Source organism: Gluconacetobacter diazotrophicus PA1 5, assembly GCF_000067045.1.
GTDB classification, from domain to species: domain Bacteria; phylum Pseudomonadota; class Alphaproteobacteria; order Acetobacterales; family Acetobacteraceae; genus Gluconacetobacter; species Gluconacetobacter diazotrophicus.
This window is the reverse complement of the sequence record NC_010125.1, coordinates 320,320-342,406: the sequence shown is the minus strand read 5'-3', so window position 1 is coordinate 342,406 and position 22,087 is coordinate 320,320. Positions and strand designations below refer to the sequence as shown.

17 protein-coding genes are annotated in these 22,087 nt (G+C 65.8%); 5 read left to right on the top strand and 12 right to left on the bottom strand.

Annotated elements, in window-relative coordinates; genetic code table 11:
- Window positions 1–188: 188 nt before the first annotated feature.
- Window positions 189–2,588 carry a TonB-dependent receptor gene (locus GDI_RS01565; protein ID WP_012222607.1) on the bottom strand — a complete coding sequence of 800 codons (2,400 nt, stop codon included), beginning with the start codon at window positions 2,586–2,588 and terminating at the stop codon, window positions 189–191.
- A 296-nt stretch (window positions 2,589–2,884) separates the two neighbouring features.
- Here GDI_RS01565 and mgtA point away from each other — a divergent pair, with 296 nt between their 5' ends.
- A complete protein-coding gene (mgtA, locus tag GDI_RS01560; protein WP_041249244.1) occupies window positions 2,885–5,407 on the top strand; it encodes a magnesium-translocating P-type ATPase in 2,523 nt (840 codons plus the stop codon).
- Here mgtA and GDI_RS01555 read toward each other — a convergent pair.
- Together GDI_RS01555 and GDI_RS01550 are read right to left on the bottom strand one after the other, a co-directional pair.
- A complete protein-coding gene (locus GDI_RS01555; RefSeq protein ID WP_012222605.1) occupies window positions 5,404–5,904 on the bottom strand; it encodes a hypothetical protein in 501 nt (166 codons plus the stop codon). The genes mgtA and GDI_RS01555 overlap by 4 nt on opposite strands.
- Before the next feature lie 160 nt (window positions 5,905–6,064).
- Window positions 6,065–8,512 carry a membrane-bound PQQ-dependent dehydrogenase, glucose/quinate/shikimate family gene (locus GDI_RS01550; RefSeq protein WP_012222603.1) on the bottom strand — a complete coding sequence of 816 codons (2,448 nt, stop codon included), beginning with the start codon at window positions 8,510–8,512 and terminating at the stop codon, window positions 6,065–6,067.
- Window positions 8,513–8,894: 382 nt separating this feature from the next.
- Between GDI_RS01550 and GDI_RS01540 the strand changes: the two genes are divergently transcribed.
- Window positions 8,895–9,437 (top strand): cupin domain-containing protein, encoded by a 543-nt coding sequence (locus GDI_RS01540; RefSeq protein ID WP_012222601.1) that lies wholly within the window; start codon window positions 8,895–8,897, stop codon window positions 9,435–9,437.
- The gene (locus GDI_RS01535; RefSeq protein WP_012222599.1) at window positions 9,434–9,952 is read left to right on the top strand and encodes a VOC family protein; all 519 of its coding nucleotides are present in this window, start codon (window positions 9,434–9,436) and stop codon (window positions 9,950–9,952) included. Before GDI_RS01540 ends, GDI_RS01535 begins: the two co-directional genes overlap by 4 nt.
- Before the next feature lie 144 nt (window positions 9,953–10,096).
- Here the strand turns inward: GDI_RS01535 and GDI_RS01530 are convergent, their stop codons facing one another.
- The 6 genes from GDI_RS01530 to GDI_RS01505 all read right to left on the bottom strand — a co-directional run bounded on the left by GDI_RS01530 (window position 10,097) and on the right by GDI_RS01505 (window position 16,272).
- Window positions 10,097–11,209, bottom strand: coding sequence for a sugar ABC transporter substrate-binding protein (locus GDI_RS01530; protein ID WP_012222596.1), 1,113 nt, complete (start codon window positions 11,207–11,209; stop codon window positions 10,097–10,099).
- 56 nt (window positions 11,210–11,265) lie between these two features.
- Window positions 11,266–12,921, bottom strand: coding sequence for a GMC family oxidoreductase (locus tag GDI_RS01525; RefSeq protein WP_012222594.1), 1,656 nt, complete (start codon window positions 12,919–12,921; stop codon window positions 11,266–11,268).
- 72 nt (window positions 12,922–12,993) lie between these two features.
- The gene (locus tag GDI_RS01520) at window positions 12,994–13,776 is read right to left on the bottom strand and encodes an enoyl-CoA hydratase/isomerase family protein (protein ID WP_012222592.1); all 783 of its coding nucleotides are present in this window, start codon (window positions 13,774–13,776) and stop codon (window positions 12,994–12,996) included.
- 68 nt (window positions 13,777–13,844) lie between these two features.
- Window positions 13,845–14,903, bottom strand: a complete 1,059-nt coding sequence (locus GDI_RS01515; RefSeq protein WP_197535944.1) for a LacI family DNA-binding transcriptional regulator — start codon at window positions 14,901–14,903, stop codon at window positions 13,845–13,847.
- Window positions 14,904–14,998: 95 nt separating this feature from the next.
- Complete coding sequence (locus GDI_RS01510) at window positions 14,999–15,415, bottom strand: hypothetical protein (protein WP_012222588.1); 417 nt, start codon at window positions 15,413–15,415, stop codon at window positions 14,999–15,001.
- Window positions 15,412–16,272: a YitT family protein gene (locus GDI_RS01505; RefSeq protein ID WP_081482914.1), complete on the bottom strand. Its 861-nt coding sequence runs from the start codon at window positions 16,270–16,272 to the stop codon at window positions 15,412–15,414. Before GDI_RS01505 ends, GDI_RS01510 begins: the two co-directional genes overlap by 4 nt.
- Before the next feature lie 121 nt (window positions 16,273–16,393).
- Between GDI_RS01505 and GDI_RS01500 the strand changes: the two genes are divergently transcribed.
- Window positions 16,394–17,314 carry an SPFH domain-containing protein gene (locus GDI_RS01500; protein ID WP_012222584.1) on the top strand — a complete coding sequence of 307 codons (921 nt, stop codon included), beginning with the start codon at window positions 16,394–16,396 and terminating at the stop codon, window positions 17,312–17,314.
- 5 nt (window positions 17,315–17,319) lie between these two features.
- On the opposite strand, the gene GDI_RS18795 is transcribed toward GDI_RS01500, so the two are convergent.
- A protein-coding gene (locus tag GDI_RS18795) for an IS630-like element ISGdi6 family transposase (RefSeq protein WP_076611189.1) occupies window positions 17,320–18,265 on the bottom strand; the annotation gives its coding sequence in 2 pieces (ribosomal slippage) (window positions 17,320–17,925 and window positions 17,927–18,265; 945 coding nt in all).
- Window positions 18,266–18,496: 231 nt separating this feature from the next.
- Between GDI_RS18795 and GDI_RS01485 the strand changes: the two genes are divergently transcribed.
- Window positions 18,497–19,207 carry a TetR family transcriptional regulator gene (locus GDI_RS01485; RefSeq protein WP_012554276.1) on the top strand — a complete coding sequence of 237 codons (711 nt, stop codon included), beginning with the start codon at window positions 18,497–18,499 and terminating at the stop codon, window positions 19,205–19,207.
- Here the strand turns inward: GDI_RS01485 and GDI_RS01480 are convergent.
- Window positions 19,176–20,459 (bottom strand): NAD(P)/FAD-dependent oxidoreductase, encoded by a 1,284-nt coding sequence (locus GDI_RS01480; protein ID WP_012222578.1) that lies wholly within the window; start codon window positions 20,457–20,459, stop codon window positions 19,176–19,178. The genes GDI_RS01485 and GDI_RS01480 overlap by 32 nt on opposite strands.
- An 83-nt stretch (window positions 20,460–20,542) precedes the next feature.
- Window positions 20,543–22,045: an acetaldehyde dehydrogenase ExaC gene (exaC, locus tag GDI_RS01475; RefSeq protein WP_012222576.1), complete on the bottom strand. Its 1,503-nt coding sequence runs from the start codon at window positions 22,043–22,045 to the stop codon at window positions 20,543–20,545.
- Between the last annotated feature and the right edge of the window lie 42 nt (window positions 22,046–22,087).

Genomic DNA, 22,087 nt, shown 5'->3' with positions numbered 1-22,087 from the left:
GGGAGGAGACAAGCGATAAATAGGTGCTATGGCCAACCTCACAGATCAGCCGCTTTTGACAAGGAGAGTGCATCTTCGACATCGGCATCCCAGATACCGCACAGTACTGTTCAGTTTCCCCGGCAACCTTTCCCAAAAGCGGACCAATGACGCCCCGCACCAACCGTGTTTGGAAACGGTATAATCGCCTAGAAATTCGCACTCACGCTGCCGAAGAACTGACGCGGGGCCCCCAGAAGGAAATAATTGTATCCGGTATCGGTGAAATTGTTTCCCAGTTCGTTGGTGGTGGCCACGTAGGTCTTGTTGGCCAGGTTGTAGATATTGAAGCTGGCCGTCACGCCCTTCAGGAACCGGACATCGCCGAAATTGTAGCGCATTCCGAAATTCGCCAGGAAATAGCCGGGTACGTGCAGGTCGTTGGTATAGGTCAACTGGCGGCTGGAGATGTAGTTGCCGTCGACATGCACGTTGAAGTTACGGATCGTGTAGGCGATGCTGCCCTTGTACATGAAGGTCGGATAGTTGGGGACCAGCTTGCCGCGTGTGGGTTCCAGGCCGGTCGCGGTCATGACGTTCTGGTCGTACGTCGAATGTGCGTAGGAGAACGAATTGTAGATCGACAGCCCGTCCACCGGGCGCACGGTCGCGCTGACCTCGGCCCCGTTGGTGGTCACCCCGCCGACATTCTGCACCGCCGTGATGGGATTGATGCCGGCATTGCTGGAAATCAGTTGCAGGCGATTGGAGAAATTGATCCGGTACAGCGAGACGAGGCCGCTGACCAGCGGGCTGGTATAGCGGTATCCGCCTTCGTACACCCAGTCCGTTTCCGGCCGCAGCGAGGCCTTGGACGCCTGGAACGCGGTCTGGTTCGCCGTCCAGGGAGTGGCCGAGACGTTGGTGCCGTACCCGTCCTCGGGGTAGCTGCGCATGTTGTGCGAGACGTCGAAGAACAGTTCGTGATGCGGCAGGAAGCGCCAGTTGGCGGAAAGCTGGGGCAGGAAGGCGTTCGACGCCGTCAGGCTGCCCTGGGCGATCAGGTTGCCGCCGTTCAGCGCCGGCACCTGCCCCGGCACATGGTTGCCGGCCGAGACGATCATCGACTTGAACCCGGCATTGAGCGTCAGGTTGTGCGTGACGTGATACGTGTCCTGCAGGTGGAAGGCGAAGGTGTTGGTGTTGAAGACCTCCTGCCACGGGGCGGCGAAGACATTGCCGGGATAGCCGCCCGTCGGGTTGCCCAGCGTGCCCGTGCCCAGCAGCGGGGCCTCGGCGAAGGCACGGTTTTCGGTGAACTGGTCGTATTCGTACCAGACACCGGCATTGATCGTGTTCCGCGCGACGGTATAGGTCACCGCCGACAGGAAGCCCGCGCGCGTGATGCCGGGATTCTGCACACGCTGTGACAGCGGCGCCCGGTTGGGCGAATGCATGTACGGCGTGGACCAGGTGCTGTAGCCGCTGTCGCCGTGGCCGTAGACCGTCGTTTTCCAGTTCAGGTGGGAATTGAAGTTTTCGTCCAGGGTCACGCCGCCCAGGTAATCGACGCGGTTGGCGGTGCCGGCATAATAGGCGGCGTCGAACGGGTCGTTCGATTTCGTGTATTGCGCGGGGTAGATGCCCTGGGCGGCCCGATAGGCGGCGGTGTAGTCGGGATAATAGTTGGCTAGGCCGGGGCCGATCGTCCGCAGGTAGTTCGGCGTCATGTCCTGGTAGTCGAACTGCTGGGTGGAACTCCAGTCGAAGAATACCTTCAGCGACGAATCCCGCGCCAGGGGCTGTACCAGCTTGGCGTTGACCTGGTCGGAATAGTCATAGCCCTGCCCCTTCCACAGGTTCATGTCGGTCCGGGCGTAGGAGACGAAGAAGCGCGTGCCGGTCGGGTTCAGGTCGCCGCTGTTCAGGCGGACGAAGGTGCGGAAGGTCGCATTGCTGCCGAAGGTCTGTTCGACCGTGCCGCCGCGCGTATGGGACGGGTCGATGGAATGGAACTGGATGGCGCCGCCCAGATTGCTGCTGGAGGCAACATCGATGCCCCCGGCCCCCTGCGAGACATCGACGCCCGCGATATTGTCGCTGGTCAGCGCCCGCGTGATGGTCAGGCCGTTGTAATTGTTGAACTGCTGGTCGCCCAGCGGGATATCGTCCAGCGTGAAGCCCAACTGGTTCTGGCTGAACCCGCGCATGAACACCTGGCTGGAATATTCATAGGCGCCGAAGGGATCGGCCGACTGATACAGCACGCCCGGAAGCTGGTCGAGCACCTTCAGCGGCGACGTGCCGGGCACGCTCTGCCGCATCATGCTGGTCGTGACGCTGGTCATCTGCCGCGTCGATCCCTGCCCGAACACCACGATGGATTCCGGCTGCGGCGGGGACGCGGGCTGGACCGGCCGGGCCGCCGGCGCAGCGCGGCGCGGCGCGGGCTGCGCCGTGTGCTGGGTGGCCCGCGGCTTCGCCGCCGGGGTCGGGTCCGCCGCGTGGGCGGCGGACAGGCCGGTCAAGGCAGTGGACAGCAAAAGGCACCACGCCCCACGCCCCCGCCTGTTCGACTGGTTTCTTGCGAAGAACGGGACGAACTTCATGGGCGGAATTCCACAGTTTATAACAATTAATTAATCGTATTGTATGATATGAACGTCATATGCGCGTTGAATGTAAACATTCCGGCGGTTTTTGACGTATTTCACCGTCGTGTTGCGTATGTTCAACAGTGCCCCTGGACCCGTGGGCCTAACGCGGGGCGCGGGCGTCGGCTGCACGCATAAGGGCCGGGGGCGGCTTCGGTTTTGTGCCGAACCGGCGAATGGTGCGGCCGTTAGGGATTCAGGCTGCGGAAGGCGGGGAGGCCGCGCAACGCGGCGTGGATCGGCGCGGTGGGATGGCGGACGCTCGGCTTCCTGACCTGAAGGTGTTCTGGACCCGCACGCCCGAAGCCCTCTGCGGCCTGCTGCAGTGCGGGCTGGACGGGCTGAGCACGGCCGACGCCCAGGACCGGCTGGAACGCTACGGCCCCAACACCGATGCCCCGCCCCGCCGCGCCGGCCCCGTGCGGGCGGTGACGCGGCGGCTGTTCGAACCGCTGTCGCTGATCCTGCTGGCGGCGGGGGTCGTTTCGGTCGCGACCGGCGATGCCGGGGGCGGGTCGATCATCGTCGCCATCCTGGTGCTGTCGATCGGGCTGGATACGGTCCAGGAAGGATACGCGCTGAAGGCCGCCGAGGAATTGCGGCGGTCGGTCGCGCTGCGGGCCGAGGCCCGGCGCGACGGGCGGTTCGTCGATGTGGACGTGGCCGCCATCGTCCCGGGCGACATCCTGCGCGTGCGGGCCGGCGACATCGTTCCCGCCGATGCCCTGGTGCTGTCGGCCAGCGGCTTCACCGCCGACGAAGCGGCGCTGACGGGCGAGCCCTATCCGGTGGAAAAGCGGGCGGGACCGGCGGAAACCCCCGATGCGGCAGAGGCCACGAACGCGCTGTTCCGGGGCGCCGTGGCACAGACCGGCGAGGCGATCGCGCTGGCGGTCGGCACCGGGCGCCTGACCCTGTTCGGCGCCGCCGCCGCCGCGCTGGCCGAGGCACGGGGCCCCTCGCCCTTCCAGCGCGACCTGCACGCGTTCGGGCTGGTGGTCGCGCGGCTGACGCTGGCGCTGGTCGTCATCGTGCTGGCCGTCCGCGTGCTCGCCGGGCGGCCGGCGCTGGATTCGCTGATGTTCGCGGTGGCGCTGGCCGTGGGGCTGACGCCCGAACTGCTGCCGATGATCACCACCGTCACGCTGTCGCGCGGCGCCATCCGCATGGCGCGGCGCAAGGTGATCGTCAAGCGCCTGGCCGCGATCCACGACCTGGGCGCGATGACGGTGCTGTGCACCGACAAGACCGGGACCCTGACCTCGGCCGAAATCGCGCTGGCCGGCTCGCTGGATGCCGCCGGCAGGCCCTCCGCCCGTCCGGCGCGGCTGGGCGCCATCGCCGGGCGGCTGGGGGGTGATCGCGGCGCGCTGGACCTGGCGCTGGCCCGGGGAGCGCCGGCCGAGGACGGCTGGACCGAGACGGCGCGCCGGGCCTTCGATTTCAGCCGGCGGCTGGGGTCGATCCTGACATCCGGCCCCGAAGGCGCGGTCCTGATCGTCAAGGGCGCGGCGGAGGCCGTGCTGCCGCTGTGCACGACGCAGCGCGCGCAGGGCGTCCCTGCCGATGGACGAGGCGGCGCGCGCGGCGGCGGCCGAGCGTATCCGCGCCACTGGCCGCCGCGGGACAGCGGGCACATCGCCATCGCGTCCCGCCCCTGGACGACGCCGCCCGGCGAGATCGGAGGCGAGGATGAGGCCGACCTGGTCTTCGAGGGGCTGTGCACCTTCGTCGATCCGCCCAAGCCGACCGCCGCCGGGGCCATCGCCCGCCTGGCGGCGGCGGGAATCACGCTCAAGATCCTGTCGGGCGACGATCCGGTCATCGTCCGGCGGATTGCCGGCCTGGTCGGGATCGACGCCGAGGACGTCCTGTCCGGCCCCGACATCGAAGCCTTCAGCGACGAGGCGCTGGCCGTGCGGGCCCAGGCGGTCCATGCCTACGGCCGGCTGGCGCCCGACCAGAAATCGCGGATCGTCAAGGCGTTGCGGGCGCGGGGGGCGGTCGTCGGGTTCCTGGGCGACGGCATCAACGATTCCCCGGCGCTGAAGGTCGCGGATGTCGGGCTGTCGGTCGAGGGCGCGACCGGCGTGGCCCAGGCCGCCGCCGACATGATCCTGCTGGCCCCGGACCTGGAAGTCGTCGCCGACGGGGTCGAGGAAGGGCGGCGGACCTTCGCCAACATCCTGAAATATGTCCGCATGGGCGCCAGTTCCAACCTGGGCAACATGCTGTCGATGGCCGTGGCCTCGATGACGCTGCCGTTCCTGCCGATGCTGCCGACCCAGATCCTGCTGAACAACCTGCTGTACGATTTCTCGGAAATCGGCATTCCGTTCGACACCGTGCGGCCGGAAGCCGTCGCCCGGCCGCAGGTCTGGGACATGCGCGGCCTGCTGCGGTTCGCGGCCGTGATGGGGCCGCTGTCCTCGCTGTTCGATTTCCTGACCTTCGGCGTGCTTCTGTTCCTGTTCCATGCCGGGGAAACCGCATTCAGGACGGCGTGGTTCCTGGAATCCATGGCGACGCAGATCCTGGTCATCTTCATCATCCGCACCAACGGGCGCCCGTGGCGCACCCGGCCGCAATCCGCCCTGGTCGCCTCGTCCCTCCTCGCCCTGGCCGTGGCCATGGTGCTACCCTTGACGCCGGCGGGGCGATGGGTGGGGTTCCAGCCGCCTTCACCCGCGATGGCGGCCGTCCTGTCCGGTCTGGTCGTGGCGTACCTGCTGGCCGCCGAACTGGTGAAGAGGTGGGTGGTGGCCAGGAGCTAAAATGTCACATTGGCCCGCATCGCGAAGACGAGCGCGTTGGGAAAATGGGTGCTCAGGCCTTTGACATGGGCGATCTGGTACCAGTCCAGATCGGCACCAATGGAAACCTGGTGCGCATAGGCACCCGTCTGCCGCATGCCCCCGACCGGATTCCCCGCGGATTCCGCCAGGTAATTCAGAAAAGGGTAAATGCCACGCCTGTGCAGGAACGGCAGGATACCGCCCCAGTCGCCAAACAGATGGGCGGTCTGATAGGGGCTGGTGCCCGGCACGAGGAGGGTCGAGGGCTGAAGCGGGCGCACCAGCATCGCGGCTTGCTGCGCCGTTTCGATGGCCTCGTCCTGCGGTCCCTCCTTCGCGGCCTGCGCAAAAGCCGATGCCACGTCGTCCGTCGCCTGGGCGGCGGCGGAGGCCGGCAGATATGCCCCGAGAACACACGCCAGCAGAATGATGATACGTCCGAAACCGCAGCCGGAAAAATCTGTCCGGACACTCATCATGCCTGGCCTTTCCTGTTGCCGCCGGGCGTACCGCAGCAGATCCTCCCTACGAAGACGATCGGAGGAATTATGATGGGGGGATACTCACCAAGGGGAAGCGCCGCGCCGCCTGGACCCGCTTCGCCCGAGCGGCGAAGCGGGTCCGGTTTCTCACGCGTCATTTAGGCAGGGCGAAAGCCACGACCTCGTCGCCGTTCCGTGTCTTGAGGCCGCCATGCCCGCCCACCGCGAGCACCACATATTGCCGCCCGTCCTTGCCCATATAGGTCATCGGGGTCGCGTTCCCGCCGGCATCGAGGGTGGTTTCATAAAGAATCCGGCCGTTCCGCCCGTCGAGGACACGGAACGCCTGGTCGGCAGTGGCGCCCATGAAGACCAGTCCGGTCGGGGTCGTCAGCGTGCCGCCCATGCTGAAGATGCCGGTCGGCAGCCCGACGGGCATACGCAGGGCATTGGTCGGGCCGACATTCTTCGTCGTTCCCAGCGCGCGTTCCCAGATCTTCCGATGATGCACTAGGTCGATGGCCTGCGTCCTGCCCCAGGGCGGCGCCAGGCACGGCGCCCCGAAAATGCCCAGCCACGGCTTGATGACGGCGGAATAGGGCAGGCCATGCTGCGGATTGTTCGAAAAAGTCGGCTCGGGATAGGGCTGGTTCCATCCGGCCCATGGCTTGAACAGGCCCTGCTTCAGGGCCTGCCCATACGGGACAAGCTGCATGGTGAACGGGATATAGGTCGTGTTGACATACAGGACGCCGCGCGTGGGATCGATCGTCGCGCCATACCAGTCGTCCACGCCGTCGAATGCCGGAAACCCGATCGTTCCCTGCGCGCTGGGGGGTGTGAACAGGCCCTGGAACCTCATGCGTTTGAAGGCGATGCGACAGGCCATCTGGTCGAACGGCGTGATCCCCCACAGATCGTCCGTCGTCGGGTCGGACCGGCGCAGGTTCGGCATGTCCGGCGAATAGGGCTGCGTCGGGGAATACCGTTCGTCCGCAACGGTGCCTCCCGGTACCGGTCGTTCCTCGACACGGTAGAACGGCTTGCCGGTACGACGGTCGAGCACGAACAGCTCGCCCTGCTTGGTGGTCTGGACCAGCGCGGGGGTCATCCGGCCGCTGCTGTCCGGCAGATCGACCAGCGACGGGCCGACCGGAAGGTCGAAATCCCACAGGTCGTGATGGACGGTCTGGAAGTGCCAGCGTTCCTCGCCCGTCGTGATGTCCAGCGCCACCAGGGACGTATCATACTGCTCGTCGAAGGGACGGCGCTTGACGCCGTAATAATCGGGCGTCGCGATACCCAGCGGCACATAGACCATGTTCAGGGCGGGATCGGCCGTATAGACGCCCCAGCCATTGGGGGTGCCGCGCGTGAAGGTTTCACCCGGATTCAACGGGCGGTTGGCGGGCGTATGCCCGATATCCCACCCCCAGGCCAGTTGGCCCGTGGTCGCGTCGAAGCCGCGAATGACGCCCGACGGCTCGCCCACGGTCTGGTTGTCGTAGACCCAGCCGCTCAGCATGATGCGATTGTTCATCACCATCGGCGGAGACGTGATGAAGTGGAATCCCGCCGGGATGACGCCCATGCCTTCACGCAGGTCGACAACGCCGTCATGACCGAATGCCGGGCACAGGCGACCGGTATCGGCGTCAAGCGCGAACAGGGTCGGGGGCGAGCCGGAATCGGTGGAAATGATGCGATGCGGGCAGGGCGATCCGGCGGGCGCCTCGAAATAGGATACGCCCCGGCAGGCCTGGTAGATATTCTGGCCGTAATCCCCATTGGGGCTGTATCGCCACACCTGCTTGCCGGTGGTGGCGTCCACGGCCACGACATCGCGATGCGGCGTGCAGAAGACAAGATTGTCGCCGATCTTCAGCGGCGTCGCCTCGAAGCTGAATTCGCGTCCGCGCGCGTTTTCGTCGGCGCGCGGCACATCCCCGGTATGGAAGATCCAGGCCGGTTTCAGGTCATGGGCATTGTCCGCGGTGATCTGGCTCGCCATTCCGAAGCGGTCACCGGCCGAGGTACCGCCCATATAGCGCCATTCATTGTTGGCCAGGGATTCCGCATTGATCAGCGCGCCGTCACGATGGTCCGTCGGAAACGGATTGTGCTGGATCGTGCGCGAGGCCGTAACGGCCCATCCGCACGCGAACAGGAAGACGAACAGGGCGGCGCAACTGCCCATGCCGCCCAGTACGGTCGTATTGATGCGGACGCGCCCATTGGGGTCCCGCAGGCGGCCGGCCACCCACGGGCCGAAAACCCACAGGCCGATGCCGGATGGCAGCGCCAGGGGCGGCAGCAGGCGCCATCCGTCAAGCCCCACCCGTGACAGCGCCCATACCAGGGTGCTGCCCAGCATGATAGCATAGACCCACAGCCCCGCACCCCGCCCGGTGACGATCAGGCCGCCGCTGACCAGCGTCAGCACGCCCGCGACAGTATAGTAACTGCTGTCGCCCAGCGTGATCAGCCACACGCCCGGAATCGTCATGACGACGCCATAGATGATCAGAAAAAATCCAGTGATCCGCAAGGAAAGAGGAACAGGTCGCGTTTGTCCCAAGGCGCTTCTCCGGTTTATCTTCATGCAGGCGCAGCATCATGCAACGATACTAACCACGAATATGTCATAAGGTTTCTGGCCGAAGACGCGCCGAGGCGGCGGGACCCGGGATCGCGGCCTGTCGGATACGCTCCTCCCGGATGCGCCCTTTACGCTCACAGAAACGTCATCCGGTCATGCAGCAACAGTTCGTCGCAGACGCGTTAGCCATTCATACCAGGACCACCACGTGTCTTTTCAATCGCTTCACCGCGACCGGCCCTCTACACGATCCCACCCACGGTTGCGGGGCGGTCCAATCCGATGCCCGCATAGCTGTCGCGGCCCAGAAGGCGCGTGCCTCCTATCACATCATCCGCTTCCCCCTCCAGCGGGAGCAGCGCTTCAATGCGGAGACTCGCCAGTCATGACTGCATATTTCCTTCCCCGCCCATCGCAGGTCCGTCTCGGCGCAGCGGCGCTGCTCGCCCTCGCCGGTCTCACCGGCCACGCGCGCGCGCAATCGCCCGCGCCGCCGACAGCCGTCTACTGGGACAACTGGGTGGATCATAACGGCGTCAGCCACATGACGCGCTGCCAGTTCCATACCTACACGCTCAAGACCGTCAACAAGCCGGCGGCGCCCCAATGGTCGGACCCGACCCCCGAAGGCACGGCCCAGGTGGTGTCCACGGTGCAACCCAGCCACTGGAACGGCGCCTGGCATCCGGACCCCAAGGTGCAATGGATCATCCCGCTCAAGGGAAGCTGGTGGGTCCAGGCGCAGGACGGCACGCGCGTTACGCTCAACCCGGGCGACGTCTCACTCGGCGAGGATCAGATGAGCAAACCCGACGCGCAGGGCCATCGCGGCCATCTTGCAGGCAATGTGGGCGACGGCCCGGTCACGCTGATGGTCGTTCAGCTTGCCGAAAAGCCCACGGTCGATCAGCCGTGTCGTTTCAAATGATCCGGGGCATGGACCATGTCGGCATCACGGTGCCCGACCTCGAATCCGCGAGCCGTTTCCTTGTTGAAGCGTTCGGGGCGATTGCGCTTTACGACAACATGACGCGGAAGAAGCCGCCTTTCGCGGGGCCGGAGGCAGAAGCCACGCTCGGCCTGGAAGCCGGCGGCGCGGTCATCGCCATGCGCATGCTCAAGCTCGGCTTCGGACCGGGGATCGAGTTGTTCGAAATCCGTGCGCCGGATCAGCATCCGCCGGCGCGCGCGTCCGATTTCGGGCTGCAGCATTTCGCGCTCTATGTGGACGATATCGAGGCGGCGACCCGACGCTTCACCGAGGCCGGCGGGACACTGCTGACGCGTCCACGCGCACAGCTCGGCATCGAAGAGGGCGAGGGCAATACGTTCTGCTATGGCCGCACCCCCTGGGGAATGACGGTCGAGTTCCTGAGCACGCCCAACACCCGGACGATCGACGCCCAATCGCCCACACCGCGATATCAGCCGCCGCGAACCTGAGCGGCGCACCGCATCGCGACATCCCGCCCCCTTGACGATGCGGCCTCGGCCGCGGTCAAGGGGGCGGGAACGGGCGTGCCGACGCACGCCAGCACGATCCTCGACCGTTCCGCGGCAGGACCCGGGCAAGGTCCGCCCTGCCGGTCAGGCTTTGTACTGGATCTGGCCCTTGCTCAGGCCCCAGAAATCCTTCCAGTCGTATGTCGGATTGCCGTCGATATATTTCGATTTGAAGTCCCGCGCGTCCGTGGCGGTCACCATGACGGTCGGACCGTAGAATTCGCGATGGTCCTTCGGCTCGGCGGACGGCCTGAAGACCCCCGTCGCGGCATAATAGGCCAGCGCCGCCGTGATGCCGCCGCCCCAGTACGGGTTGTTGAACACCGTCGCCAGGATTTTGCCCTTGATCACCAGATCCACCGCCTGCGGATTCCCGTTATAGGAGACGATGGGCATGGTCTCGATCCCCTCGGCCCGCAGCGCCTCGATCACGCCATAGGCGATGGTGTCGCTGGCGCAGTGCACGCCCTTGATCCCGTCGCCGTAGCGGGTCAGGAAGCCGGACATGACCTGATTGGCCTTCTGGGTATCCCAGTCGGCGGCCTGGACCCCCGGAAGCTCGACATTCGGATAGGCCTTCAGCGCGTTCTTCAGCCCGGCCAGGCGCTCGATGGACGGGTTATTGGAGGCGATGCCGCCCAGATGCACTACGCCGCCCTTGCCGCCCATCGCATCGAACAGCAGCCGCGCCGTCTGTTCCGACGGCCCGACATCCGACCATGTCATGTGCGAGACGTAATGGTCGCCGAAATCCCAGGGATGCAGGTCGTCGGTCTTGTTCCAGATGGTCGAGACATAGGCGCCGGCCCGGCTGACCGCCTCGACCACCGGGCGGCAGTTCGGGGCGTCGTTGGTGTCGGCGGCCAGCGCGACCCCGCTGCCGTAGCGCGACAGAACCGCCTTGATGTCGGCAAGGGATTTCTCGCTCGATCCTTCGTTGATCAGGTTGATCAGCGCGCTCCGGGGCAGGCCCAGGCTCTGGACGAACGCCTCGCCGCCGGAAACGATCGCGTTCCAGTACGGGTCCGTCCGGTCGCGATAGCTCCACGCGATCGGCGGCGCCGACCCCGCCGCCCGCGCGCCGCGCGGACGCAGCGCGCCCATCGTCGCCATCCCGCCAAGCCCGTAGGCCGACAGCAGGAGCAGGTTGCGCCGGCTGATCGTCTGCTGTTCAATGTAGGCCTTGATGAACGACATGTGTGTCTCCACGCCCCTGTTTTGAGGCACACCATTGCGGGCACGGGCCCGGGTCGTCAGGCGACCTCGCGCCGCGCGTGCTGCGGGATATCGTTGCGCTGGTCGTCAAGGATCGCCGGCGCCAGGGGCTGCCGGCCGAGGATCATGTCCGCACCTTTCTCGCCCACCATGATGGTCGGGCTGTTGGTGTTGCATGAGGGTATCTTCGGCATCACCGACGCATCGCAGACGCGCAGCCCGGCAATGCCGTGCAGGCGCAGTTCCGGGTCCACCACGGCATCCGCCCCGACGCCCATCCGGCACGTCCCCACCGGATGGTGGTCGGTCTTGGCGTTCCGGCACGCGTAATCGAACAGTTCGGCGTCGGTGCGCACGGCGGGACCGGGCAGACGCTCGGCCAGGACGAAATCCTGCATCGCCGGCTGCAGGATGATCTCGCGCGCGATCTTCAGGCCCTCGATCGACATGGTTCGATCATGCGGATCGCTGAAATAATTCGGATCGATCAGCGGGGCGGCCGCCGGGTCGGCGGACCGCAGCGTCACGGTGCCGCGCGACCGGGGGCGCAGATAGGCGGTATTCAGGGTCACGCCCGCGTTCCGAAGCCGCGCGACGCCTGCCTCGATCCCCGAACCCAGGCCCAGGTGAAACTGAAGATCCGGATATGCGGCCCTGGGATCGACGTACCAGAACCCTCCCGTCTCGAAAAGGCTCGAGGCTGCCGGGCCGTTTCTGTAGATCAGGTATTGCAGGCCGGCGGCAAGCGTCCGATGCGGCCGCGCGACACCGTCATAGGTGAAATCGCCCCTACATTCGGCAATGACGAAAAGATCCAGATGGTCCTGCAGGTTGCGGCCCACGCCCGGCAGATCGTGCATGACGGGGATATCCAGGGCGCACAGTTCGTCGGCCGGGCCGATGCCCGATTGCAGCAGCAGCTTGGGCGAGCCTATGGCCCCCGAGCAGAGAATGACCTCGCGCTCCGCCCGGACGAATCCCGTCCGGCCGGAAAACGAAAGCTCGACCCCGATTGCCCGCCCCTTCTCGACCACGACCCGCAGCACCTGGGCATTGAGCCGCACGGTCAGGTTTTTCCGCCCCCGCGCCGCGCCGAGATAGGCACGGGATGCCGACGACCGTTCGTGATTGCGCTGCGTCAGCTGGAAGAACCCGATGCCGGCCTGACGGGGTCCATTGAAATCATGGTTGTAGGGAATACCAAGTTCCTGGGCGGCCTTGATATAGGCCTCGCAGATCGGCAGGGGCGCCGCGGGCATCGACACACCCAGCGGCCCCCCGGCACCATGATAGTCGTCGAGGAAGCGCTGGTTGTTTTCCGCCCGTTTGAAATAAGGCAGGACGCGACGATATTCCCAGGCCTCGCAGCCCTTTTCCCGTGCCCAGCCGTCATAATCGCCCGCGTTGCCACGGGTGTAGATCTGCGCGTTGATCGACGATCCGCCCCCGATCACCATGGCCTGCGTATAGCGCAGCACGCGGCCCTGCATGTGCCTCTGGGGAACGGTCTCCCACCCTCGGCTGCCGATGCCCTTGGTCATTTTCGCGAAGCCGGCGGGGATGCGATACAGCATGTTCCGGTCGCTTCCGCCGGCCTCGAGCAGGAGGACCCGGACCCGGGGGTCCTCGCTCAGGCGGGCGGCGAGAACGCAGCCCGCCGGCCCTCCGCCCACAATCACATAGTCATATGCCATGTCTTTCTCCCGGAGCGGATTGCAGCAGGGTCGGGTCGCGTGCCCCTCAGGGCCTGGCCATCCGTCGTGTGGTCACGACCAGCCGCCCCTGAATCGCGGCGCGCGCTTTTCACGGAACGCGGTCACCCCTTCCGTCATGTCGGGGCGGCCCGAAACGGCGATCGCCGCCAGCGCATCGACGGCGGCCCCCCGGTCCTCGCCCTCGGCGATCGAAATCATGAGCTTGATCGCCTCGGTCGCGCCCGGCGCACGCCCGACGATCCGGTCGGCCGCCTGTTGCGCGGCCGGCAGGGCGGTCCCCGTGGCCACGACGCTGTCGAAAATGCCCAGGTCGCGCGCCTCGCCGGCCGTGAGGACCTCGCCGCCCAGCGCCATCCGGCGCACGACCTGCGCCCCCAGGCGCCTGACAAGGCGCTGGGTACCCGACCATCCCGGCACCATGCCCAGACTGGCCTCCGGAAGGCCGACGCGGACATGCGTCTCGGCGATGCGGATATCGGCGGTGGCCGCGATCTCCAGGCCGCCGCCCAGGGCGTGGCCGTTGATCGCGGCAATCAGCGGCATCCGCAGCGTCGCAAGGCGATCGAAGACGCGATGGCCATGCCGCACCCAGTTATGGCCGAAATCGCCGGGGCCCATTCCGCCCCAGGCATGGATGTCGCCCCCCGCGCAGAACGCGTCCCCCTCACCCGTCAGGATGGCGGCACGGACGTGCGGGGCACCATCGACCTCGTCGCAGGCATGGAACAGCGCGTCCAGCATGCCGAGGTCGAGCGCGTTGCGCCGGGCCGGACGCGCCAGGGTGACGGTGGCGACAGGCCCCGCGATCGAAACCTTCACCGTTCCGTCAGGCATCGGGCGACTCTCCGGTCCGCTCTTGTTTTGCCTTTTTTCTAATTGGAAGGTTCCAGAGCCGCGTCGGTTCAGCGCATTTCGGGGACGGCGCCTGCCGCCGCGACCGGTCCGGCCGACCAGGGCTCGCCACAACTGGCGCGCACGACCAGCCGTGCCGGTGTCGTGATCGTCTCGGGCCGGACGTCGCCGGAACTGATGCGGTGCAGAAGGATCTGCGCCGTGCGCCGGCCGACCGCCTCGGGGTCCGTTGCGACGGTCGTCAACGCCGGGACGGCCGTCCGCGCGCCCATGACGTCGTCGAACCCGACGATCGCGAAATCCCGCCCCGGTTCCAGTCCGGCGCCGCGCAGCCCGTCGCAGGCCCCGAACGCCACCGCGTCATTGACGCACATGCAGGCCATCGGATGACCCGGCATGTCCAGCAGGCGCCCCATGGCCTGGACCCCACCCGGCCGCGAGGCGTTGCTTTCGACGGCATACGCCTCCTCGAACAGCAGGCCGGCCTCCGCCATCGCATCGCGCAGGCCGGACAGGCGCGTCTGGTAGACCGACGTATCCGGAAAGCCGCCCAGCCAGGCGATGCGGCAGTGGCCGAGGCCGATGAGATGGCGCGCGGCCTCGTGGCTGCCGGCCCGATTGTCGGCGACGACGGTGGTTGCCCTGAGGCCGGGAAGGTCCCGGACCGCAAGGACGATCGGGACCGGCCCCGCCATATGGGCCTTCAGGTCGGCGGCGCGCGTGCCGCGCGCGGGCGACAGGATGATCCCCGAGACACCGTGTTCGAGCATCGCGGACAGGACCTCGGCCTGGCGTTCCACGCTCTCGCCCGTATGGGCCATCAACTGCACGAAGCCGGCCGACTGCACGATCATGTCCATGCCGACCGCCATCTCGGCGAAGAAGCTGTTGGTCACGTCATTGACGACGATCCCGATCGCGTTCGAACGGGACTGGCGCAGGTTGGCCGCATTCCGGTTATAGACGTACCCGACCTGCCGGATGGCGGCCAGGACCCGGCTGCGGGCGCCTTCGCTGACGATCGGGTTCTTCTGAAGGACCAGGGAAACCGTCGATTTCGACACGCCCGCCACGCGCGCCACGTCCAGAATGGTAGGCTTGGCCGACACCGGATCCTCCAACCGCCCCATGGCCGGATCGCCCGGCCGGAAGCCGGCATGCTACAATGGGTTCATGCGCCGGAGCCAGTAGGGCATGGTCCTGCCTAGCCCTTCACCCCGCTGGTCGCGATGCAGGGGAAATGCTGCCGGGCGCGGCCCTGGATGTCCGCGGGGCGCCGCATCGGCAGGGCCAGGACGAAGCCGCGCACCGCACGGGGCAGATGGACCAGCAGGTACCGGACCACCGCCTGCTCCGAAACGCCCGCCGCCGCGGCGAGGTGCGCCAGGTCCTCGGGCGGGATCAGCCGGGCGATCATGGCGGCGCTCGTCTCCGCCGGGTGGGGCTGGCAGCCCCAGCCCCGTACCTGGTCGTACACCGCGGCGTCCCCGGCGCGATCCAGCAGGCCGTACATCCCCATGCCGGGCTTGTCGGTATCGAGATACGCATCAATCGCGGCGGCCAGCGCGTGGCGTTCGTCGGCCGTCATGTCCGGTTCGTTCCGGGATGGTGGCTGCGTCATCCTGCCCTCCCCTTCCGCGCACCTCCAACACGCCGGCAGCGGGGAAAGTTTCGGGCGGGGGTTCGGAGGCTGTTCCAAAAGCCCTGAACGATTGACCGAGCGAGATGCGCCCGAAGGGCCGCGCCCGGCGTGTGTTCCCGAGCACCGAAGCGGAGCGGCCTGACGGGCCGAGACCGAATCGGAGCACAGGGAACGCGCGTCGGATCGCCGGCATCAGGGCTTTTGACAGCCTCTAATAGCCCGTGTAGTACGCGCCCGGTGTGGAAGGTCGCGACCACGCCGCTGATCGCGACGGCGCTGACGGCCGACAGCAGGACATGCCTCACGTCGATCGCCAGCAGCGACACCAGCAGGATTCCGACATCGATGGTCAACTGGGCCTTGCCGACGTTCCAGCCCCTTGTCTTGTACAGCCACAGCGTGACGACGCCCGTGCCGCCCACGCCCGCCTGGTGCCGCGCCAGCGACAGGATACCCATGCCGATCGTGGTGCCGCCGAAGAACGCCGCCCAGAGCGGGTCGATGAAGCTGAGTCCCATGATGTGGGGAAAGACCAGTGAAAACAGCGTGATGCTGCTGCTGACCAGCAGCGTCTTCACCGTGAAGGCGATGCCCATCGTCCGTGATGCGAACAGCAGGAAGGGAATGTTGATCAGCGTGAACAGCATGCCCGCCGACAGCGGCAGGACATAGGACAGCAGCAGCGCCACGCCGGCCACGCCGCCCGTGACCAGCCCCGCGCGATGCAGGCAGGCCAGGCCGAGGACGATCAGCGAACAGCCGATGACCAGCGCATAGGCGTCCTCGAACACCGAGTGCCGGAGAGGGTTCCTGTCAGCGGAGGGCGGGCTGGGCATGTCGGCCATTCGAACGAAAGGGGAAACGGGCGGAGCCTCTCCTAGAGAGCGCATCTGCGCCTGTAAAGGGCGCCGCGTGCCCCCGATTGCCGGGAGGAACAATAATAGATATCGTATCGTCATGGTATTCCAGAACTATGCCGCCAGCCCGAAGTCGCTGGCCCGCTATGGCGTCATCGCGATCGGCGGTCTTGTCATCCTTTCTCTGCTGTCCGGGTCCGGTTATACGATCGACCAGAAGAATATCGGCGTCGTGACGCGCTTCGGCGCGGTGTCGCGCACGGCGGGGCCGGGACTGCACTTCAAGCTGCCCTGGATCGAGAGCGTGACGGAATACAGTACCGCGATCCAGCAGGTCGAAATCCAGAAATCCGAGGTCTTCACCGCCGACAACCAGGGTGTGGACGTGACCATGCTGGTGCAGTTCGCCGTTCCGGATTCCGACGTGCGGAACCTGTACGAGCATGTGCCGTACTACGAACGCCGGATCTATACCCTGGCGAACGACCGGATGAAGTCGGCGTTCGGCAAGCGGCAGGTGGCCGACGTGCCGCGGTCGCGCGCCCAGATCGAGGGCGAGATCAAGAGCGACGTCGCGGCGCAGGCCATGGCGCTGTACGGCATCGAGGTGTCGGAGGTCCAGATTACCGACCTGGACTATACCGCCGCCTTTCGCAACGCGATCGACATGATGACCAAGGCAAAGGCCGAGGTCACGCGGTCCGAGCAGTTGCGCCAGAAGGCCCTCATCGACGCCGAGCGCCAGCAGATCGCCGCCCGCGCCAACGCCGACGCCGCCGTGGCGGGCGCCGAGGGCGAGGCCCGGTCGATCAAGGCGCGATCCGAAGCCGAAGCCGCCGCAACCCGAATCAAGGGCGAGGCCGAGGCCGACGCGATCAGGGCCCAGGCGGCGGCGCTGGGGGCCAGCCCGGAATACGTGTCCTATACGCAGGCGAAACGGTGGGACGGGAAGCTGCCGAGCACCATCCTGGGCTCGCAGCCCATGCCGATGCTGAACATGTCCATGGGGATTAGAGCGTGATGATTTTAGGTTGGTCCATATCCTGAGTTTATGAAATAATTGGCGCATTCGCTGGGAGCGTAGCTGCGCAGGAGTTCGCCGATGGTTGAACTGACTGCGTCGCGGCTTCGAGCCGCGGCCTTGCGGAGCAGGTGCTTGAGCTTGGCAAAGACCTGTTCAATGGGATTCAGGTCTGGGGAGTATTTTGGCAGGAGGATCAGGCGCGCGCCGACCTGTCGGATGGCTGCGCGTGCTGCCTTGTTTTTGTGGCTGCCGAGGTTGTCAGCGATCACGATGTCACCAGGCCTGAGCGTCGGCACGAGTTCATTCTCGACGTAGATGCGGAAGCTTTCGCCGTTGATCGGACCATCGAGCAGCCACGGCGCATCGATCCGATCGACCCGCAGGGCGGCAATAAAGGTCATGGTGTTCCAATGACCCCAAGGCACTTTGGCCCGGAGCCGTTCGCCACGCGGCGCCCAGCCGCGTAGCGGCGCCATATTGGTTTTGGTCCAGGTTTCATCGATGAACACCAGGCGGGCGGGATCTATGAGGTGTTGGTATTTTTGCCATCGCGCCCGGTGTCGGGCGACATCAGGACGGTCCTGTTCGGCTGCGACGAGTGTTTTTTTTGAAGCTGAGCCCCTCGTCGTGGACGAAGACCCACACAGAGCGATAATCGACCCTGAGCCCGCGCCCGGCAAGTTCTGCGACCAAGCCCCGCAGGGTAAAGCCCCCCGCCTTGCAACGCTCGATCAGCCATTCCCGATGCGCACCCGTCAGCCGTTTCGGCTTGTGGCCGCCCATCTGGCCAGGGGAAACGCTGCCGGTCCGCCGAAAGCTCTGCATCCACCGGATCGCGGTGCTGGGTGCTACACCGTAGCGCTTCGCGGCCTCGTGGCAGGAGAGGCCGTCTGTCTCCACGGCTGCCACAACCCGGTCGCGAAGATCCATCGAATAAGGACGCGCCATCCATGCTGGCCTCCAATCCAGACAGCATGTTGAATCAGATTTTCGGCAATCTGGGTACCCATATTCCGATTCAGACCGAAATCATCACGCTCTAGGGTTCCAGGCTTTCAAAAGCGCCGTTTCTGACGATCCGGGCCACGCGCCCGGCAATGGGGTATTTGAAACGGCGCCCTGTTCTTTTTTGAAAGAAGGAACAAGGATCGGACGATCAATTCTTTACTGGCGGCAGGTGTGGGGATCGTCCTTCTGGACTATCCTGCCGAAATCCATTTGAGAAAGCCTGCCGTGTCGTCTGCATCGCCTCAATCCGTCCTGTCCCGCCGAGAGCAGCGCCGCGTCGAAACGCGCGCCTCGCTCATCAACGCGGCAATGTCCCTGCTTTCCACGAAAGGTTTTGAAGAAACCACGGTCGATGAAATCGCGCAGACCGCCGGAATCGCACGGCGCACGCTGTTTCGCTATTTCCCGACCAAGGCCGACATCGTGACGGCATGGACGCAGCAGATGACGGACGTCCTGGCACGCAGCGTCGCCGCATGCCCCGCCAGCCTTCCCCCGCAGGCCCTGCTCGGTCACGCGCTCGAATCCGTGGTTCCGCATATCGCGCCCACCCCGCGTGAGGCCTACGCCTGCGTCTATCTGATCGAACGCACGCCGGCGCTGCTGTCGGTCAGCCTGCGTAAATACGCGCAATGGGAAGACAGCCTCGCGGACGCACTGATGCAGCGACTGGCGCCGTCCGACGACCGGGCATTGTCCGCGCGCGTCGCCGCGCGATCCGGCATCGCCGCATTCCGGACCGCGCTGGACGAATGGATCAGGCTGAAGGGGCGCAGCCGCCTGGTTCCGATCCTGCGCCGGATCATGCGACTGCAGGCCGCGATGCTGGCCCCGGCCGATCTGGACTGGATCAGTCCAGACGAACTGACGGCCGCACCATAGTGTCGATCCAGTCCGCGACACAGGACATCAGGCCGCGAAAGAAACCGTACAGTTCGACCTGATGCTGACGATAGAGCATCAGATGGCCCACCCGTGCCGTCAGGCCCTTCAGCACGCCGCCACCGAAGACGCTTCCACCGGGCAGCGTACCCCAGCCGTTATAATTGCCCAGGGCCACGATCGCGCCCTTGTTGCGGAACACGCAGGCGGGGACGTCCTGCCCGTCGCGTATCCACGCGGACAGATGGCGGGCCAGATGGTGCGCCTGCTGCCGGGCCACCTGTGCCGTGGGCGGCAGCGGGTCGTCGACGATGAACGAACAATCCCCCAGCGCGAAAATCCGGTCGTCATCGACGGAAAGCAGATTGGGCTTGACCAGGATCTGCCCCGAACGGCTCAGGGACAGGCCGCCATAGGATTTCGTCACGTCCGGCGCCTTCACGCCCGCGGCCCAGACGCGCAGCGTGGCCGGAATATGCGTGCCGTCCTTCAGGCTGAATCCCGTCTCGTCGGCGCCCGAAACCATGGCCGAGGTGCGCACCGAAACGCCGATCCGCTCCAGTTCCTGCTGCGCCGCGGCGGACACCGCCTCCGGAAAAGCGGGCAGTACGCGCGGTCCGGCCTCCAGCAGGGTGATCCGGAGCCTGGGCGGCGTCGGGCCGAACGCATGCAGCCCGACGATGTCGAGCGCCTTGTGCAGTTCGGCGGCCAACTGCGTTCCGGTGGCGCCGCCGCCGACGATGGCGATGTCCAGCTCGGCATTCGTCGCATAGGCCCGCAGGAGTTCCATGCGGAATTTTTCGTTGAATCCGTTCGCTTCCACCAGATTGTCGATGAACAGGCAATGTTCCGCGACGCCCGGGGTCCGGAAATCGTTGGCGCAACTGCCGATCGACAGCACCAGCGCGTCATAGGTCACGGTGCGGCTTTCCAGGACGGTGCTGCCGTCCGAGGCCCGCAGCGGGCCAAGCACGACCTCCCGCTTCGCGCGATCCAGGGAAATCACCTCGCCCGGCCAGAACTCGAAATGATGGGCGCCGGCCTGCGACATGAAGCTGATGCGGTCGTTCTCGTTCTGCGCGGTGCCGGCAGCGAAGCAGTGCAGCATCGGCTTCCAGACGTGCGAGAAGCTTTTATCGATAAGCGTGATGCGCGCGCTGCCCTGCTTCCCCAGTGTCCCGCCAAGCCGCGTCGCCAGGGCAAGTCCGGCCACACCACCGCCGACAATCAGGATTTCGGATCTGGACACCATCGATTTTCAAATTCCATACCAGCAGAATGGAAAACGGGGCGCAGCATAGCAGGCCCCGCCCCGAAAGCTCAGGAGAAAAAACCTCAGAAGAATCCGAGCTTTTTCTCGCTGTAGCTGACCAGCATGTTCTTCGTCTGCTGGTAGTGTTCCAGCACCATCTTGTGCGTTTCGCGGCCGATGCCGGACTTCTTGTATCCGCCGAACGCCGCGTGCGCGGGATAGGCATGGTAGCAATTGATCCAGACCCGCCCCGCTTCCAGGCCGCGCCCCATGCGATAGCAGATGTTGGCGTTGCGCGACCACACGCCGGACCCCAGGCCGAACGGCGTGTCGTTGGCGATCGCCAGCGCCTCTTCCTCGGTCTTGAAGGTGGTCACGGCCAGCACCGGCCCGAAGATTTCCTCCTGGAAAATCCGCATCTTGTTATGGCCGCGGAACACCGTCGGCTGGACGTAGAAGCCGTCGTTGAACGCGGCCCCCAGGTCGGGCTTGGCGCCGCCGGTCAGCAGTTCCGCGCCCTCGTCCTTGCCGATGCCGATATATTCCAGGATCTTGTTTTCCTGCATGCTGGAGTTCTGGGCCCCCATCATGGTCTGCGGGTCCAGCGGGTTGCCGTGGCGGATGGCCTTCACGCGGGGCAGGGCGCGTTCCATGAACCGCTCGTAGATCGATTCATGAACCAGCGCGCGGCTGGGGCAGGAACAGATCTGGCCCTGGTTCAGGGCGAACATCGTGAAGCCCTCGATCGCCTTGTCCAGGTAATCGTCGTCCTGGTCCATAACGTCGGCAAAGAAGATATTGGGCGACTTGCCGCCCAGTTCCAGCGTGGCCGGGATCAGGTTTTCCGCCGCCGCGTGCGCGATCATCTTGCCGGTCGGGGTCGATCCGGTGAAGGCGATCTTGGCGATGCGCGAACTGGTGGACAGCGCCGCGCCGACATCGCGGCCCAGGCCGTTGACGATGTTCAGGGTGCCCGCCGGGAACAGGTCGCCGATCAGTTCCATCAGCACCAGGATGCTGGCGGGGGTGGTTTCGGCGGGCTTCATGACGACGCAGTTGCCGGCGACCAGGGCGGGGGCCAGCTTCCACGACGCCATCAGGATCGGGAAGTTCCACGGAATGATCTGGCCGACCACGCCCAGCGGTTCATGGAAATGATAGGCGATGGTCGTGTCGTTGATTTCGCTCAGCGCGCCTTCCTGGGCGCGGATGCACCCGGCGAAATAGCGAAAATGGTCGATGGCCAGCGGAATATCCGCCGCCAGGGTCTCGCGGATCGGCTTGCCGTTGTCCCAGGTCTCGGCCCGGGCCAGCAGGTCGAGATTCGCCTCCATCCGGTCCGCCGCCTTCAGCAGCACCCGCGACCGCTCGGCCGGCGAGGTATGGGCCCAGGATTTGAAGGCCTTGTGCGCCGCGTCCAGCGCCAGTTCGACATCCTCGGCCGTCGATTGCGGCACTTCGCACAGGACCCGCCCGTCCACCGGGGACGTGTTCTTCATGTACGCGCCCTTCACGGGGGACGTCCATTCGCCGCCGATATAGTTTCCGTAACGGGATTTGAAGGGAGGTTCCTGATCGATGCCCACGGTGCCGCTCCGTCGTCTGCGTTGAATGCCGGACCCGGCGTC

Coding starts and splice junctions, on each gene's coding strand:
- GDI_RS01525 (WP_012222594.1), bottom strand. CDS start 12,921: ATGGCATATGACTATGTGATTGTGGGCGGAGGGCCGGCGGGCTGCGTT.
- GDI_RS01480 (WP_012222578.1), bottom strand. CDS start 20,459: ATGGTGTCCAGATCCGAAATCCTGATTGTCGGCGGTGGTGTGGCCGGA.
- GDI_RS01550 (WP_012222603.1), bottom strand. CDS start 8,512: ATGAAGATAAACCGGAGAAGCGCCTTGGGACAAACGCGACCTGTTCCT.
- GDI_RS01505 (WP_081482914.1), bottom strand. CDS start 16,272: ATGCCCAGCCCGCCCTCCGCTGACAGGAACCCTCTCCGGCACTCGGTG.
- GDI_RS01510 (WP_012222588.1), bottom strand. CDS start 15,415: ATGACGCAGCCACCATCCCGGAACGAACCGGACATGACGGCCGACGAA.
- GDI_RS01540 (WP_012222601.1), top strand. CDS start 8,895: ATGACTGCATATTTCCTTCCCCGCCCATCGCAGGTCCGTCTCGGCGCA.
- GDI_RS01565 (WP_012222607.1), bottom strand. CDS start 2,588: ATGAAGTTCGTCCCGTTCTTCGCAAGAAACCAGTCGAACAGGCGGGGG.
- GDI_RS01520 (WP_012222592.1), bottom strand. CDS start 13,776: ATGCCTGACGGAACGGTGAAGGTTTCGATCGCGGGGCCTGTCGCCACC.
- GDI_RS01530 (WP_012222596.1), bottom strand. CDS start 11,209: ATGTCGTTCATCAAGGCCTACATTGAACAGCAGACGATCAGCCGGCGC.
- mgtA (WP_041249244.1), top strand. CDS start 2,885: ATGGCGGACGCTCGGCTTCCTGACCTGAAGGTGTTCTGGACCCGCACG.
- GDI_RS01555 (WP_012222605.1), bottom strand. CDS start 5,904: ATGAGTGTCCGGACAGATTTTTCCGGCTGCGGTTTCGGACGTATCATC.
- GDI_RS01535 (WP_012222599.1), top strand. CDS start 9,434: ATGATCCGGGGCATGGACCATGTCGGCATCACGGTGCCCGACCTCGAA.
- GDI_RS01500 (WP_012222584.1), top strand. CDS start 16,394: ATGGTATTCCAGAACTATGCCGCCAGCCCGAAGTCGCTGGCCCGCTAT.